Source organism: Nocardia sp. XZ_19_385 (genome assembly GCF_015355755.1).
Lineage (GTDB): Bacteria > Actinomycetota > Actinomycetes > Mycobacteriales > Mycobacteriaceae > Nocardia.
In genome coordinates, this window is record NZ_JACVEE010000001.1 from 114,649 (window position 1) to 129,822 (window position 15,174).

At 63.8% G+C, this 15,174-nt stretch carries 16 protein-coding genes and 1 pseudogene; 9 read left to right on the forward strand and 8 right to left on the reverse strand.

Features of this window, described 5'->3' with window-relative positions; genetic code table 11:
• The first annotated feature begins 36 nt into the window (after positions 1-36).
• Entirely contained in the window at positions 37-1,758 is a 1,722-nt protein-coding gene (locus tag IBX22_RS00425) for a hypothetical protein (protein WP_228538110.1), read from the forward strand.
• A 36-nt stretch (positions 1,759-1,794) separates the two neighbouring features.
• On the opposite strand, the gene IBX22_RS00430 is transcribed toward IBX22_RS00425, so the two are convergent.
• A complete protein-coding gene (locus IBX22_RS00430) occupies positions 1,795-2,982 on the reverse strand; it encodes an MFS transporter (protein ID WP_194813401.1) in 1,188 nt (395 codons plus the stop codon).
• A 399-nt stretch (positions 2,983-3,381) separates the two neighbouring features.
• On the opposite strand from IBX22_RS00430, the pseudogene IBX22_RS00435 reads away from it, so the two are divergent.
• Positions 3,382-4,832, forward strand: a pseudogene (locus IBX22_RS00435) (amidase).
• A gap of 846 nt (positions 4,833-5,678) precedes the next feature.
• Here the strand turns inward: IBX22_RS00435 and IBX22_RS00440 are convergent.
• The 5 genes from IBX22_RS00440 to IBX22_RS00460 all read right to left on the reverse strand — a co-directional run bounded on the left by IBX22_RS00440 (position 5,679) and on the right by IBX22_RS00460 (position 8,587).
• Positions 5,679-5,978, reverse strand: a complete 300-nt coding sequence (locus tag IBX22_RS00440; RefSeq protein ID WP_194813402.1) for a hypothetical protein — start codon at positions 5,976-5,978, stop codon at positions 5,679-5,681.
• A gap of 236 nt (positions 5,979-6,214) precedes the next feature.
• The gene (locus IBX22_RS00445; protein ID WP_194813403.1) at positions 6,215-6,586 is read right to left on the reverse strand and encodes a hypothetical protein; all 372 of its coding nucleotides are present in this window, start codon (positions 6,584-6,586) and stop codon (positions 6,215-6,217) included.
• Positions 6,583-7,887, reverse strand: a complete 1,305-nt coding sequence (locus IBX22_RS37195) for a hypothetical protein (protein ID WP_228538111.1) — start codon at positions 7,885-7,887, stop codon at positions 6,583-6,585. The genes IBX22_RS00445 and IBX22_RS37195 overlap by 4 nt, the downstream gene beginning before the upstream one ends.
• 59 nt (positions 7,888-7,946) lie before the next feature.
• Positions 7,947-8,249 carry a WXG100 family type VII secretion target gene (locus tag IBX22_RS00455; protein WP_228538330.1) on the reverse strand — a complete coding sequence of 101 codons (303 nt, stop codon included), beginning with the start codon at positions 8,247-8,249 and terminating at the stop codon, positions 7,947-7,949.
• On the reverse strand, positions 8,249-8,587 hold the full coding sequence (locus IBX22_RS00460) for a WXG100 family type VII secretion target (RefSeq protein WP_194813405.1): 339 nt from the start codon (positions 8,585-8,587) through the stop codon (positions 8,249-8,251). Before IBX22_RS00460 ends, IBX22_RS00455 begins: the two co-directional genes overlap by 1 nt.
• A 425-nt stretch (positions 8,588-9,012) precedes the next feature.
• Between IBX22_RS00460 and IBX22_RS00465 the strand changes: the two genes are divergently transcribed.
• The 6 genes from IBX22_RS00465 to IBX22_RS00490 all read left to right on the forward strand — a co-directional run bounded on the left by IBX22_RS00465 (position 9,013) and on the right by IBX22_RS00490 (position 12,687).
• The gene (locus IBX22_RS00465) at positions 9,013-9,639 is read left to right on the forward strand and encodes a hypothetical protein (protein WP_228538112.1); all 627 of its coding nucleotides are present in this window, start codon (positions 9,013-9,015) and stop codon (positions 9,637-9,639) included.
• 209 nt (positions 9,640-9,848) lie between these two features.
• Positions 9,849-10,304: a hypothetical protein gene (locus IBX22_RS00470; RefSeq protein ID WP_194813406.1), complete on the forward strand. Its 456-nt coding sequence runs from the start codon at positions 9,849-9,851 to the stop codon at positions 10,302-10,304.
• Positions 10,292-10,618: a transcriptional regulator gene (locus IBX22_RS00475; protein ID WP_194813407.1), complete on the forward strand. Its 327-nt coding sequence runs from the start codon at positions 10,292-10,294 to the stop codon at positions 10,616-10,618. Before IBX22_RS00470 ends, IBX22_RS00475 begins: the two co-directional genes overlap by 13 nt.
• A 285-nt stretch (positions 10,619-10,903) precedes the next feature.
• Positions 10,904-11,344 carry a hypothetical protein gene (locus tag IBX22_RS00480; RefSeq protein ID WP_194813408.1) on the forward strand — a complete coding sequence of 147 codons (441 nt, stop codon included), beginning with the start codon at positions 10,904-10,906 and terminating at the stop codon, positions 11,342-11,344.
• A 43-nt stretch (positions 11,345-11,387) separates the two neighbouring features.
• Positions 11,388-11,939 (forward strand): hypothetical protein, encoded by a 552-nt coding sequence (locus IBX22_RS00485; protein ID WP_194813409.1) that lies wholly within the window; start codon positions 11,388-11,390, stop codon positions 11,937-11,939.
• A 58-nt stretch (positions 11,940-11,997) separates the two neighbouring features.
• Positions 11,998-12,687 (forward strand): hypothetical protein, encoded by a 690-nt coding sequence (locus IBX22_RS00490; RefSeq protein WP_228538113.1) that lies wholly within the window; start codon positions 11,998-12,000, stop codon positions 12,685-12,687.
• Positions 12,688-12,779: 92 nt separating this feature from the next.
• Here IBX22_RS00490 and IBX22_RS00495 read toward each other — a convergent pair whose 3' ends face one another.
• On the reverse strand, positions 12,780-13,292 hold the full coding sequence (locus IBX22_RS00495; RefSeq protein ID WP_194813410.1) for a nitroreductase/quinone reductase family protein: 513 nt from the start codon (positions 13,290-13,292) through the stop codon (positions 12,780-12,782).
• A gap of 128 nt (positions 13,293-13,420) precedes the next feature.
• Between IBX22_RS00495 and IBX22_RS00500 the strand changes: the two genes are divergently transcribed.
• Positions 13,421-13,978, forward strand: a complete 558-nt coding sequence (locus IBX22_RS00500; protein WP_194813411.1) for a GNAT family N-acetyltransferase — start codon at positions 13,421-13,423, stop codon at positions 13,976-13,978.
• On the opposite strand, the gene IBX22_RS00505 is transcribed toward IBX22_RS00500, so the two are convergent.
• Positions 13,979-15,082, reverse strand: coding sequence for a serine hydrolase (locus IBX22_RS00505; protein WP_194815484.1), 1,104 nt, complete (start codon positions 15,080-15,082; stop codon positions 13,979-13,981).
• Positions 15,083-15,174: the final 92 nt, after the last annotated feature.

The window sequence follows — 15,174 nt, forward strand, 5'->3', positions numbered from 1 at the left end:
TTCTTGGCTACATCGTTCGAACTTGGGATCTGATGAATGGTTGAGGTAGAGATCGCGCGGCCGCAAGCTCCTGCCGAGCAGCGAGAAGACTTGCGGCAACAACACGGTCGACCGTTGTGGGCGGCGGTCGCGGCGGTGTCGGGCGGTGTGCTGTTACTGGCATTGCAGGCGGCGCGATACGGCAGCTGGCTGGTGGACGATGCGGGAATCACCTTCGCGTACGCGCGCAGCGTCGCCGACGGTTTAGGCCCGGTGTTGCAGCCCGGCGCCGAACCAGTGGAGGGATTCTCCAATCCCACTTGGCTTTTGGTGCTGGTGCTAGGCGAATGGGGCGGTCTGTTCGACCGTGGCATCCTCTTCGGTGTCCCGGACTTCGTCCTCTATCCGAAGGCGATCGCGCTGCTCTGCTGCGCCGGGATCCTCGTCGCCTGCTACATCGCCGCGCGCCGGGTGTCGCGGTGGCCCGCGCTGGTCACGTTCGCGACAGGCGTTGTGCTCGCCGCGATTCCGTCGTTCGTGATCTGGTGCTTCTCCGGACTGGAGAACTCGTTGTTCGCACTGTCGGTGTGCGTGCTGGCCGTCCACCTGTTCCTGGCGGTGCTGGACCAGCGGCTGTGGACACCGGCGGTGGCGGTGACAGCCGGTGCGATCGCGGCGTTCGCGGCGTTGACCCGGCCCGACGGCCTGATCTATTTGGCCGCATATCCTTTGGTTTCGGTGATTCTGGTTCGGCGTGCCGACTGGCGCACCGGACTTCGGCATGTGCTGTATTCAGGTATCGCGTTCGCCATTCCGTTCGGGGCGTATCTGGTGTGGCGAATCAGCGAGTTCGGCAGGCTCGTCGCGAATACGGCGGTCGCCAAGCATCAGGCGATGCCGACCGTGCACGACCTGACCAGAGTCGGCGAGTTGGTGCAGTACGCGGGAGCGCCCGCGGTCATCGCGGGCGTCGGAGTGGTCGGGCTCGCCCTCGCCGGCCCGAGCAGATGGCGTGACGGCGTTGCCGCACTGCTGGTTCCGCTGGCATTGGCGATGGTCGCCTATTGCGTGCTGCAACCGGATTGGATGGGGCAGTTCCGGTTCGCCACTCCGGTGTGGGTACTGGCCGCGTTCGTCGTTGTGACCTCCGCGGCGGAATTGCTTGCCCGGCTGCGCACGCGCGGCCGGGCGCTGGTCGCGCTGACACTGGTCGGCGCGCTGATCCCGTCCGGTGTCGCATTGGCCGACGCAGCCGAGTCCTATCGCGCCGATTCGGATGTGCCCCTGTGCTGGATCGCCCTTCGGTTCGGCCAGTACGTCAACGGCTACGCCGACATCATCGGCCTCCAGCAAGGCAGTCTGCTCGCACCCGACATGGGCGGAAGTTCGCTGACATCGCGACTGCGGCTGATCGATATGGCCGGGCTCACCGAATCACGGATCGCGGACATCTACGCGGGCACGGACAGCATCACCCTCGAGGATTACGTATTCGAGGAACGCAAACCCACTTTCGTGCACACCCACGGAGAGTGGTTCCGCAACGAGCTCACCCTCGACCCCCGAATGGGACGCGACTACTACCAGATCCAGCGATACCAAGACGCGGCGTTCGGCGTGGACGAGGACTGGGTCCGCAAAGACGTCGTGCGCGACGAGGAGCAGCTCCAGCAACTACGCCGGTATTCGGGTGAGGTCCTGCCCCACCTGTTGCCCGACTTCCAGAAGACGGGTGAATGCGGAGCAGTGCTGCGACCGGGCCAGACCATCCCGCGCTGATGGACCGCGGTGCACGATCCTTCTCGGGGCCACGCATCACCCTGTAGGGATCCTGGTCGAAAGCGCGCGAAAAGCAACGAGCAGGAGAGTGAACGGCAGCGCGAGGGCCGCCAGGCCGAGCAGCACCGGGCGCGGGCCCGCCAGGTCGATCAACGCACCAGCGCCGGCGAGTGCGAGCATGCGGACGGTGGCCGTCGCCGCCGTGCTCGCGGCGATCACCCGGCCGCGCACAGCATCCGGGGTGATGCGCTGCCGTATCGTCGCCACGACAATGACCCCGAGCGCCGACGCGCCGTCGAGCACGAGCACTGTCGCGGCCAGCCACAGCGGAGCCGCGAACAGGGCGAGCACACCGACCGCGGCACCGTTGACCAACAGCACCGCTGCCAGCAAGAGCGGCCACGGAGCGGCGTCGCAGAACCGGGCAAGCACAAGGCTGCTCAACAGGCCGCCGATACCCGCCGCCGACACGATGAGCCCCGTCGTGAGCGGCGTCAGGCGCAGCTCGTCGTTGGCACGTACCAGCAGCGGCAGGAACGCCGCCGCCGCAAGCAGATTCAAGTAGCACGCACTCGCCAGCAGCACAGCCTGCGCCCGGTTCCGCCGCACCAGCCGAAGTCCGGCCAGCACGGACTCGTCGCCGGAATTCCCGGGTGCTGGAACATTTTTCGGCAACCGGGCCAACAGCATGGCCGATATCCCGAAGCTCACCGCGTTGGCCAGGCACGCCACCAGCGGCCCCAGCGACTGCAGCAGCCAGCCACCCGCAGCCGGTCCCGTCAGCGTTGCCGCAGCGTCCGAGCCTTCCACCAAACCGTTGGCGCGCATCAGGTCTCGGTCTCCGACGAGGCTCGGCAGGTAGCTGCCCGCCGCCGCATGGAACACCGCGTCGCCGATGCCGGTAATCAGCGCGAGAAGCGCCAGCGGTACCAAACGCGCCCCGCCGAGCATCACCTCCGCGCCGATCCCGGCAAAGGCGACTGCCCTGACGACGTCCACCGTCACCATCAGGCTCTTGCGTTCCCGGTGGTCCACCAAGGCGCCGACATGCAGTGCTGCAAGTACCTGCGGCACTTGGGCCGCCGCGCCGACCAGGCCCGCCGTGACCGCGGAACCGGAGGCCCCGAGCACTGCCAGCGGCAGCACAACGTCGGTGACGCGGTCGCCGAGGATGCTCAGGGTCCGTGCGACGAGGAAGTACGGCAGCGGTTTTCGCATAGGCATGCGGTGTCCCTGCTGGGCTACGGGCAGGACCTCGGGCTAGCGCACCGTTGTGGCAGCCGGAGAACGTTGGGGTCGAAGAGGTTTCGCACGTTCGAAGCCTAGAGAGTGGATGGTTACATCGTCACGAACGTCCGCCTCTGGCTCCCCTTTCGTCGCGCGCCGCCATCGGGCGAATAGTCTTTCAGCCCGAGAGACCTGATGACTACTGAGATATCTACCCTCTTGTGCGAAACGGCATTTAATGGCCTGCGCCAATAGCGCCAGCCCACTGCCAACACCATGACCTGGGGTGGGCCATCTCTGACGACGGATCGAGTGCGTGAATGTGGCTCATTCGAATTCCTCGTTGTGCGCAGCGGAATTTTATGTCCTATGCGGCAGATCAATAACGTCGGATTCATGAAGTGGAATTTTCTTTCGGCCGAAGAACTTTCAGCGGCCTTGCGTGCCGGTGAGGTGACCTCGGTGGAGCTCACCGACGCGGCAATCGCCCGCATCGAGCGCGACGACAAGGTGATCAACGCGATCTGTGTGCCGGACTTCGACCGTGCGCGGGCCGCCGCGCACCGTGCGGACCAGGCGCGCGCCCGCGGCGAGGACCGCCCATTGCTCGGCATTCCGGTGACAGTCAAGGAGTCCTACAACATGGCCGGGCTGCCCACGACCTGGGGCATGCCGCAGCACGCGAACTATCTGCCGGCCGAGGACGCGGTGCAGGTGTCGCGGTTGAAGGCGGCCGGCGCGGTACTGCTCGCAAGACCAATGTGCCGTTGACGCTGCGAGATATCCAGAGCTTCAACGAGATCTACGGCACCACCAACAATCCGTGGGATCACAGCCGCACGCCGGGTGGATCCTCCGGCGGATCGGCGGCGGCCCTGGCGTGTGGATTCGGCGCGCTGTCCATCGGCTCCGACCTCGCCGGTTCGCTGCGCACCCCCGCGCATTTCTGCGGCATCTACGCGCACAAGCCGACACTCGGGCTGGCGCCGACCCGCGGCATGGTCGCGCCGCCCGCGCCGGCCGTGCCGATCAACCTCGACCTCGCCGTCGTCGGTCCGATGGCGCGCACCGCCCGCGACCTCGCGCTACTGCTCGACGTGATGGCCGGACCGGACCCGCTGACCCACGGCGTCGCCTACAACATCGCACTGCCGCCCGCGCGCCACGAGCGGCTGTCGGACTTCCGTGTCCTGATCATCGAGGACCACCCGCTCATTCCGACCGGATCCGCTGTGCGGGCAGGCGTGAACCGGGTCGCCGAAGCGCTCATCGACGCGGGCGCCCACGTCGAACGGCACAGTCCCCTGCTGCCCGACCCGACCGAAGCGGCGACGCTCTACATGCTGCTGATGCTGTCGAACGCCGCCGCGACTCTTCCCCTTGACGTGTACGAACAACTGCGGACCCATGCCGCCGCCCTGAGCGCGGACGACCGAAGTCTCGATGCGGCGCGGTTGCGCGCCATGGTGCTCAGCCACCGCGACTGGGTCGAGGCGAACAACCGTCGCGAACTCCACCGCCACGGCTGGCGGCAGCTCTTCACGGAGTTCGATGCCGTGGTGTGCCCCATCACGCCCACTCCCGCCTTCCCGCACAACCACAACGGCGGTCTGGAGAACCGGCACATCGACATCGACGGCGTCGCCTACCCGTACTTCGACCAGCTCGTCTGGGCCGGTATGGCCACCATGCCCGGCTTACCTGCCACCGCCATCCCCACGGGCCTGTCCCCCGACGGCCTGCCGGTGGGAGTGCAGCTCATCGGTCCGATGTTCGAGGACCGCACCCCATTACGGCTGGCCGAACTACTCGAGCAGAAGATCGGCGGCTTCCGGACACCGTCGTAACTGGGTGCCGACCCACGGACGGAGCGGCCGCAGAAATCGCAACCGGCCACGACCCAAACCCGTTGCAGAAGTTAACATTCCATTGCCACGGGCCCTCGAGGCAGCGCACGGAAATGTCGCTGAGCGCTCGCCCGCGCAGCCCGCCCGACGCCGCGGGTGGGAGTGCACTCACATTCCGATTATCGAGTGGTAGACGCCGATCAGCTCTGGGATCATCGGTGCCGGTGGGAGGGAATGGCGGATGACCACGGTGCGGCGATTCTGGATCGAATTCGACCCGCAGGAGTCCTTCGACGCCCGATTCTGGCAGGGCGTCGGTGTGACCGGATTCGATGCGCGGGATTGCCTGTCGATGGTTGCGGATCTGTTCCCCGACGGATTGTTGCCACCTGTGCACCGAATTACCGTCGACATCTCGCTGGCCGAGCCACTGCCGGTGAATCCCCACCATCTCGGAGTCCCGGTGTGGCGCGGCGTGTGGTATCAACCCGTGAACATCGCAATCGGGCCGACCCGCGACATCGACCGAAGAGCCGCGCCCCGCGACTACCCGCCACCTATCACAGCATCGCACCGCCGATCAGCGGGACCTCGACGAGTACCTGCAAGCCTTCCGCGACTACTTGTTCGGAACTCGCCCGGAACCGATCTACCCTCCCTCCGGGGAGCGGCTTTCCCCCGACGCGCAACCACGACTTCCCGAAGACGCGTGAAACCCTCCGGGGTCCAGAACGTCTCGTAACAACCGCCCTGAACCCACACCGCTTGGCGCGCGGTTCCGTTGGCCGCCAGTTGATCTCGCGAACGCACGCACATGCCGATGTTCGAGCCTCCAGGGCAGCTCGACTACGTGGCAGGCATGTCTCCGAGTTGATCGACCGAAACCTCATACACGCCGTTGCCTGAGGGGTCCGACACGCCCGCATGTAACTCGATGGTGGCGACATGTCGTCCGTGCTGGTCGTGTTCGACGTGAAGAACGTCGCAACCTAGCCGCCAGGGAACCGGATACGCAGAGGTTAGCGTCAGGCGGTCTTCATTATCGAGTACAGGAGCCTTTTCGATCAGTGCGACAGTTGCGTCATCCGCCTGCTGGAACTGAATCTCAACGAACCCTGGAAAGTCGTCATCGACCCATTGGGTCACTATGGCATTCAGATACGTGATGTGCAGGACCCGGTTGATCTTGCGGTTGCCGGCGCGGGAAAGCCGGTGCCGCTGTTGATCACCCGGCCAGGAGGAGGCGGATGCGGTCCAGTGTGGTGGTTAGGGTGTCCTGGTTCGAGTAACGTCGCATTAGGGCCAAAGAAACAACAGGTCAGGCCCGGTCTAAGACCGCACCTGACCTATTTTTGCTTCGACAGGAATTTGCTGAAGCGTGGTCATGTATCCCGCATCGCAGCCAGAGCCGCCTGTGCGGCTGCAACCACCAGCGGCCACTCTGAATCGCCGAGGTATGTGGCATCCGGTGCGTTTCCTAGTCGGCTAATCATGGGGCCGAGTACCTGGTCCAACTCGATCAGTCGGTCGACCTCTGGCCCATCTATGAGCACGGTGCCGATCCTGCCGCGAGGGTCGGGGACGACTACGCAGTCGTCGTACAAAATACTTACGTTCACGTCTAGGTCGTCGTAAAAATTCTCTTGCGGGAATTCACGATCTATCCAGACTCGTTTTTGATAGTCCAGATCGGCGAACGATTCGAGTGCTTCTATCACGGACTTGCGCATCTCGGGATATTGAACATCGGTCATGGTTTATCCCAACTCCTCCAAGTCAGCCATTCGCTTAATGGTATATGTGCCATCTCTGGGTTAGTTTTGATGCTTCCGTCGATGGGCTTTCCATCCCGACCTATTACCTTGCCCCCGGATCGGATAATGACGTGGTCCACCTGTTGTGTCGGATACTGACTGGTGGGGTCGCCCTGGTCGATCCGTATACCGTTGCCCTGGTCTTTAGGGTCCTCCCAACGCTGTCCGACCTTTTTGCTGTTCGGTTTCCCTTCTCCCCACTCGCTCGGGACTTTGTCGATGGCGGACTTCGGGGGAAATTGTACGGGAGCATCGGGCTTACCGTCATTATCTAGATCAATTTCGGTAATCAATATCGGCAGGTCGGCAACGGCGGTCAGTGCGCCTTTCGTCAGTGCTGCCATGGTGAAGGCGAATCCGCTCAGCGCGGTGAGGAACGTGTTGGCGGGACCAGCTAAAGCTCCGGCGGCTTGGTCCAGGAAGTCGATCTCTTCTTGGCGTTCGCTGGGTGTCTTTTGCTCATTCGGTTTCTTTTGCTTCGTTGGTGGCTCTTTGACCCGCACCATCGAAGTCCCGATCTGAATGGCGGTGACGACCACCACCATGGTGAACTGGGTGTTCATGTCCGAGCGCATCGTGGTCAAAGCAGCCTTGTGGGCGTCGACTCCGGCCGCGATGTCGCGGGCCGCGGCTTCGATCTCGCCCACGCTGGTAGCGAGCGTACGAAGATGGCCTGCGAGATTCGGGATGTCGTCCGGGACTTTGGATCCGTAGCCACGCTCCAGTCCGGAGGCGACCGTTAACAGGCGTCCCTTGCCGCCGTATACGGGGTCCGACTGAGCGAAGGTCTTCCACGCGGTTGCGGCGCGCGCGAGCTTGTCGGTGTCGCCGTCAGGGACTTCGCCACCAGCGACAAGCGCGGTGACTTTATCTTGCAGTTCGGTCCAGTCCGTCTCGAGTCCGCGACTGTTGGTCCCCGATGACGCGACGCCGGTGACTACGCCCGCGCCATAGGGTAGTTCCGAGGGGAAGCCACTGGGTAAGGCCGGTAGGTCACCCTTCTTGGGGTCGCGGTTGGCTTTGTACTCCCCGCACTTCCAGTTGTAGCCGGCCGCAGTCAGTATGTCCCCGAAGTGTTGCAGGGCTTGAGCGCAGCTGGTCGCCACCAGTGTCACGGCGGCGGCGCGGTCGTCGTAGGCTTTCGACCACGTTTTTACCGCCTGGTAGCCACCGGCCATCGCGCTGGTTTCTAAAAGGACGGTTTGCAGCGAATTGTAGACCGTTTGGAATTTCTCCGACAAGTCGTAGCATTCCCTGGCCGCGCTCTCGTAGGATTGCGGGGAGATCGAGCCCACTGAGTTCAGCCACCGCTCATTCTCAAATTGATCTCCGCTGCCGCACTGTAGGCGTCGCGGGCGGTGACGGCGGCGTCGTGCATCTCAGTGATTCCTTCGACCACCGCGGCTGCCCCGGTCGCCCATTCCCGGTAGGCTTCCGCCTGGGCGGTGGCAGCGGCTCCCTGCCAGTTTTGTTGTATGGACGCGATTCGGTGGTTGATTCCGTCGAGACTTTCGGTGAGGAACCCAATGAATCCATTGGCGCGGGTGACGAGCTGGTCTAACTCATCGATATCGAACGTGAAGTCACGTGAGTTGTCGGCCATCACATGTTCAGTTCTGGTAGGTCGAGCGAACTCAGGTTGATGGAATTCGAGATGTCTTGGTCGGTAATGGTTTTGCTTGCGACACCCAGGAGTCCACCCATGGCGTTGAGGGCGTCCAACACGTCGGCGGCGCCCTTCTTGGTTGCAGTCCAGCCGTCCCCGAATGCATCTGCCGCCGCACCGCTCCAATTGTCGAGAACACTCGATACGTCGCGGTCAAGCGAACTCAGTCCGGTGATCAGAGAATCCGCGACTTGCTGGATGTAGACACCGGCATCAGTCACCTCGCTTGGAACCATCGCGAAATCTGTTCCGGGCGCATCTGATTCAGTCGACACGCGAGCCCCCTCCTCAATATGTCGAGACCAACGTAGCGACACTCGGGCACGGAGCGCAACAGCAAGGTGTTGACCTGCGGGGGCTCCCAACTGCGTGTCCGATCGACAAGCGCCCTGTCGGATCCGGAACGCCCGGCTGCCATCCGGCAGCCGAGCGTTCCGGATGCGCGGCCGCGTACACGGCCCTTCCCTGCTCTTTGCGAGCGAACTGCAGACTCGGGCGCGACCGACGTGCGCCCTGTAACGCCGCTGTGCGCTTGTCTGCCCGATGAGATCCACTGCAGCTCAAGACATCCGCACATGCCGGTGATCGGGCTGTGCGCCCGATTCGCCGTGGGGACTGGGTGCACTGCGAGGCATTCGGAGCACGGCGCGCCACCGTAAAATCGCAGGACTATCCCGAGTGATTCTGCTTCAGTGGCTAGGTGATCAAGATGCAGGCCGTCGTCGAGGCACCGAACTTCGATTTCGAGCCACCGCAGCCATGGCCGGTTGCATCGGTCCCCGCGTATTCATGGGTGCCGATCGATGGTGGTTGCTCAGATGCTGAAGTCGGACTGTTCGTGAGCGGGCTAGCTCGTGGGCTCGATGTCGCGGAACCGGCTGGCAGGGACGAGGTGGTGGCGGGCTTGCTGGCCGAGGAGACCCTGATCCAAGCTGGTGGTCTGCGGTTGACCGACACCGTCACGGGGGCAGTCGTGGTGCCGGGATGTTGTGCGGGGCTCGAGGATTGGCGTGAGTGGGCGGATGTGCTCACTGGAACGGCGCCGTGGCTGGGCCATGACCCGTTCCCCGAAGTCGAGATCGGTGTCGAGGATCTGCATGTGTGGCAGGACAGCGGCGAGAACCGCCATGATGCGAGCAGTGTCGTGGTGGCGCGCTCTTTGCTGCCGGACCTGCTGAACCAGGTGCACCAGGACCTGGTTGGATTTCTCTCGCGTGTGAAGACCTGGAGCGAGCGTAATGGGTTGGGCAGGAACGGAACCGCCCTTGTTGAGGCGATCGCCCGCGACTTCGGCGTCACCGCTCCGTTGGAGCTCCCGGCCGATTGAACCCAACCGCGAAGACCCTTGGTGCCGTGCAGAACATGCTGTCATGCTGCGACCCGCGCGTTCTGAGCCACCCAGCGCGGGTCCGCGGAACCTCAACGGGCAGAGATTATTTCAGCCTCGGCAACGCACAACAAATGCCGATGACCGCCGGAGGTCCATCTCAGGAAATAGGTTGATGAATGGAAACCTATTGGCCTACAGTAACCTTTGTGAACGACGAACCGTCCCCGCAAGCTCAGCTCGCCATCGCCGCCTCGGCCACCCTGCGAGCCCGCACCGCAACGCCCATGCCCCAATGGGTTCCACCGGCAGCAGCACTGCTGGGAGCCTCCAGCCTGCTCGTGGTAGGCCTTGCCCGCCCCGAGTCCGACGACGCGAGCTTCTGGTCGGTCATGGCCATCGGAGGCGCACTATTCTGCGTTTTTCTTGCCCTGATGATCTGGGTATGGCGCAGGGAACGCAACAGCGGAGTCGCTCCGCGGTACTTGCTGGACCTGCCTCGGCGGCGCTGGCAACGGGTTTCGCTGTTTCTGCTGGTTGTACTGGTGCCCAGCGTGGTGCAAGGGCTCCTCGACGGATGGGCCCATGTCATCTATGCCGTGCTCCTCGGCGGTATCGGATGGTGGGTGCTGGAACGGCAGCGGCGGGCTACATGCCTGAGCTGAGCGAGGTGCTGGCCTCGCTGCCGCGTTTGAAGCTGGTCGCGTTCCTGGAAGGCTGCAAGCACGCCGAGTTCGGCACCGTCGCGGAGCTGTGCGAATTGAACAAGTCCACGCTGTCGAAAGCGATGACCGTGCTCGAGGACGCCGGCTACGTCGCGGTCCGCAAGGGATATCTAGGGCGTAGGCCGAAAACCTGGCTCGCGCTGACCGATCACGGTCGGCTGGCCTATCGCGAACACCAGGCCGCTCTGGCTGCTCTCACACGAATGGCACAACAGGCAGACGCCTCGACCCGGCCACCACCGGCCGAAGCGTGAAACCCGCCCACGCCCGCTAGCCCAACAACGCACTGCAATATCGCTGGACGCGCAGTTCGGTTGGCCGCCAGTTGATCTCGCGAACACGCACATGCCGACAAGCGCGCAGTCGAGCGAAGATTTGCTGCCGCCGAGGGTCCTCACATGTCAAGAGCGTATTCGGTGTCGGGTTGTTCGAGGGTGATGGTGGGCGGTAGCCTACGGACCGGGGGGTTCAGGCAGTCGGCATGAGATGCGGAAAGCCGTCCTCACCCGCCAATTCAACTGTCACACGGGGGTTTTCGAATGTCTCAGATCGATGCGACGCAGGCGGGCGTGCAGTCGCCCTACGCGAACGAGCCCGCGGTTCGGCGATTGACCCGCCTTGCCGGATCCGCCGGAATCGCGCTGGGCATCGCGCTTTTGGCCTGCTCTGTCGGACTCGTGGTGTCCGGGCTGGTCAATCCCGAGTACCTGATCGTCGTCTGCGTGGTCGCGCTGTTGCCCGGGATTCCCGGCCTCAGCCTGCTCACGGCGTCGCGGCGGATTCTGCGCGGCGAGATCAACGGAACGACTAGGGCGACCGCAATGTTGGTCGCCATAGGTGGCCTCGTCCTGCTGGGGACGGTGGGCGCCATCATCGAAGGGCCTTGGCCCGCGAAGATTCTGATGGTCGTTCTCGCCATCGGCACTTTCACGACCGCGACCTTCGTCAACCGTGCCGATCGAGCGTTGAAGGGCCAATAGCGGAGGCTTGGTGGTCATCGCGCTTGTGCGGAATGCTGTTGCTATGACCGACCTACCCGGGTACTGGGATCCTATGACTTCGATTCCGCCGGACTACTTCAACTTCACCCCTAACGACGGAAGTAAGTGGGCGGAGAAGCATTGGCTGAACGTGCCAGGCCCCATCTACACCGGCCAGACCGATACCTGTTGGACCGGAAGGCATTACGCCCCTCGACACGTCCTGTATGGCGGCGAGTACTACAACGAGTTCGTCTACCGTCAACCGAAGTCGCCCGCTGAGGTCGAATGTCTGCTGAACGCAGCAAACGATGACCCCTACGATGGCTACGCCTTCGACGGTGACTCACGGTGGACACCCGCGACCGTCCGCGCGTGGTGGAGTGATCGCAACAAGGTCGAACAGCATCTCGCCGGATTGCTAGCCGAGTGGACCGAGGAAGGTGTTGACGCCCAGTACACCGAGGCGGCAGTAGGTGTACGGGATTTCCTCGCCTACCTGGCCACTGACCTCGAGAACGACCTGCGGGCGTATCTCTTCAGATTGGAGAATGGTCGATACCCCGACGCGGACGACCAACTGCCGACCCTATAGCCAAAGGCTCTTCCAGAGGGCCGGGCTACACTTCCGCGCTATGCGAGGTGCCGTGGCCTTGGGCGAGATCACCTGCCCATCAGGTGAACTGATATTGATGGATGGAGGCTACCTCGGGGTGTGGCCGGGCGGTGTGCCTGCCATTTCCGTCGCCGGTATTGCGACTGACCGGCGGTTGCCCGTCACCGCGACACCCGACGCGGACTTCGGTTGGTCTCATTTCCGGATCGAGGTATCCGACGAACCCGTCGAGGAGATCCGAGCACTCGGCGACATCGGCGTGGACTGGGCGCGTTTCGTATTCGCCGACGCTGCAGCGCTGCGCCACTGGCAACATGAGGACTCGGTCGACGGCCGAGCTGACGTCGTGTTCTGGGGCCTGCACGAGGGTGAAGTGGCCGAAGAATTCGGTGTCGGTCGCACCAGCACCCCGGGAGAAGATGTTTATGGCTGGCTCGATCTGCCCGAAGCCGAGGCCTTGGAACGCGCGCAAGCTTTGCAAGACCGCAAGTCGGCTGCGCCGGAACGCCGATTTGCTTTCGATTTCCGCCCACACTCACACCACTGGCAGGTGATGGCCGGGGTCCGCGCCTCCGAGTACGAAGCAGCCACTATCGAAGTCGGAGGCGCGGAAATCATGTTCGCGATGACCTCCGTCGGCGACGGATTCTTCCCCGCGCGTTTAGAACTGGGCCGATCCGGCGCCCCGGTCGCGATACAGGTCACCGTACAAGGGACCGACGAATAGCGGTGTGATCGCACCCCGCCCCGGGCCGCAACCTGATGCTGCGCGGCCCGGCACGCGCCATTGTCGACACGCCACGGCTGAAAGGTGAGCGCTCAGCCCTCGCCGTCGAGGTTCAGCACGACCAGCGGAATCGGCCGATCAATCTTGGACTGGAAGTCCGCCAGCAACGGGTTCTCGGCCAGCACCCAGGTCGCGAACTCGTCGTAGTCCGCGCCTTCGAGCACCTTGCCGGTCGCCTGGTAGGTCTTACCCCGGAGCTCGACGGTGACCTGCGGATTCGCCTTGATGTTGTACCACCAGGCCGGGTACTTGTCCTCGATGAACGAGCTCACATACATGGTGTCGCCCCGATACAGCGGACCCAGCGGAGTCGTGTGCCGCTTGCCGCTCTTGGCCCCGGTGGTGGTGAGCAGGATCAGGTCCCCGCCCGCGTAAGCACCGCCCACCTTGCCCGAGTTCTCCCGGAACTCCTTGATCACATCATCGTTCCAGTTGGCGATGCTGCCCTCCTGGTCCCACGCCTGGTTCCACGGGGCGTCCGGATCGTTGTAGTCGGTGATGTCGGCCTGATCAGGCTGTCCCGCAGTCGATTCGATTTCGCTCATGATTCGAGTATGTCCGGAAAATAGGACAGTTACAGTCCTAACTCGACGACAGATTCGACGTATTTCAAGCCGATGCCCTGGGGGCCCAGCAGTTGCACGTCGACATCGTCGTGGGGACGATGAACGACATGGCGCGGCCTGCGGAATCGGTGCGATACGGCGGAATCGAATTGCGTCGATGGCTGCGAACCGACGAGGACACGCTGCATCGGATCGTGAACGAGTCGCTGGCGCACCTGCGGCCATGGATGGGCTGGGTCGCCCGCGCCGGTGAGCATCCGCGTGAAGCAGTGCGGCGGTCCCTGGGCGAGGCTGCTGGCGCCTGGGAATCGGGTGACGGGTACAGCTATGCGATCACGGTGCGCGGGCAGGTGATCGGGTCGTCCGGTCTGCGAAGGTGCGGCGAGCCGGACGCCTGGGAGATCGGCTACTGGGTTCACCCCGCACAGACCGGGCACGGGTACGCCACCGACGCCGCCGCCGCACTCGTCGAGCAGGCCTTCTCTCTGCCCGGCATCGAGCGGGTACAGATCTGGCACGACGCAGCGAACGTCGCGAGCGCGGTGGTGCCGCGCCGATTGGGTTTCACCGAGATCGCTCGCCGGTCACCCGCGCGCGATCCGCTCACGCCCGGGGAGATCGGGATCGACGTGGTCTGGGAACTTCTGCGGGCCGAGACGCGCTGATCACCCGCAGGTGGCGGCGTTGAAAGCCGCGCGCAGAGCAGCCGAACCTTCGGTAGTGGCGACCAATTGTGTCGCCGTAACTGTCACCGCCCGGCCGGCGGCCGTCACTCCAGCGAGGGTGCGAAAGCCCATGATTCCGCCACCATGACCCCAGACCGCGACATCGCAGGGCACCGCAATACGCACCAGGCCCAAGCCGTAAGGAATGTTCTCGCGGTTGACCAGCGGGACGGTCACTTTCTGCATCTCCGCCAATTGCGCTGCCGGTAGCAGCTTTCCGCCCAGCAGGGCTGTGAAGAACCGATTCAGATCAGCGCCGCTGGCGACCATCGCCCCCGCCGAACCAGCCCACGAAGTGTCCAAGTCGGTGTAGTCGATCCGTTGACCACCGCGTTCGTGATAGCCCCGCGGATGCGGGCCGCGCAATCCGGTTTCTCCCGGTTTCGGGTAGTACGTCGCCTGCAATTCGAGCGGTTCGATGATCCGCCGGTTGATTTCGACGTCGACCGGCTGCCCGGTGACCTGCTCGATCAGCATCCCGGCCAGCAAATAGTTCGTGTTGCTGTACTCGCCCTTGCTGCCGGGCGAGAAGCGAGGCGGCGAGCCCAGAACGCGCCGCAGGAGATCGGCTGTGTCCATCCTTTGCCACCGGACTTCCTCCGAGTCGAGGGGGAGGTCGGGCAGCTCGGTGTAGTCGGTCAGTCCGCTGGTGTGCTGCAGGAGGTTTCGGATGGTGATGCCGCCGTGGCCAGTACCCTGCATGATGCCGGGGAGGTACCGCTCGATCGGTGCATCCAAGTCCACTTTTCCGTCGGCGACCAGCTGAAGCACGATCGTGGCGATGAAAGTCTTGGTGTTGCTGCCGATTCGGACCCTGCCGTCGTCAGGGAATCGGGCGCCAGTCACGAGATCGCCCACTCCGGCGGTCGTCACCCAATCTTTCCCGTGCTCTGTGATCACAATCTGGGCACCTGGCACTCCGGCTCGAACCACCGCGTCCAGTGTCTGCGTAAGCGCAGCCTGCCTGGATGCTTCATCTAAGTCGTCCTTGTGCGTCGCAGTGCCACACCCGGCTACCGCGCACAACAACACCCCAGCCGCCATTGCAACGCGAAATACCCTTGTACTCAACGGATTCCCTCCACCGATTCGGCTTCGTGTTCGATCACGGCCCAATCGAAGACTAGGCAGACTCC

Bases quoted from the DNA above. Each gene is read 5' to 3' on its own strand.
- IBX22_RS00425 (WP_228538110.1), top strand. From the start codon at position 37: ATGGTTGAGGTAGAGATCGCGCGGCCGCAAGCTCCTGCCGAGCAGCGA.
- IBX22_RS00430 (WP_194813401.1), bottom strand. From the start codon at position 2,982: ATGCCTATGCGAAAACCGCTGCCGTACTTCCTCGTCGCACGGACCCTG.
- IBX22_RS00445 (WP_194813403.1), bottom strand. From the start codon at position 6,586: ATGACCGATGTTCAATATCCCGAGATGCGCAAGTCCGTGATAGAAGCA.
- IBX22_RS00455 (WP_228538330.1), bottom strand. From the start codon at position 8,249: ATGGCCGACAACTCACGTGACTTCACGTTCGATATCGATGAGTTAGAC.
- IBX22_RS00475 (WP_194813407.1), top strand. From the start codon at position 10,292: ATGCCTGAGCTGAGCGAGGTGCTGGCCTCGCTGCCGCGTTTGAAGCTG.
- IBX22_RS00480 (WP_194813408.1), top strand. From the start codon at position 10,904: ATGTCTCAGATCGATGCGACGCAGGCGGGCGTGCAGTCGCCCTACGCG.
- IBX22_RS00485 (WP_194813409.1), top strand. From the start codon at position 11,388: ATGACCGACCTACCCGGGTACTGGGATCCTATGACTTCGATTCCGCCG.
- IBX22_RS00495 (WP_194813410.1), bottom strand. From the start codon at position 13,292: ATGAGCGAAATCGAATCGACTGCGGGACAGCCTGATCAGGCCGACATC.
- IBX22_RS00500 (WP_194813411.1), top strand. From the start codon at position 13,421: ATGGCGCGGCCTGCGGAATCGGTGCGATACGGCGGAATCGAATTGCGT.
- IBX22_RS00505 (WP_194815484.1), bottom strand. From the start codon at position 15,082: ATGGCGGCTGGGGTGTTGTTGTGCGCGGTAGCCGGGTGTGGCACTGCG.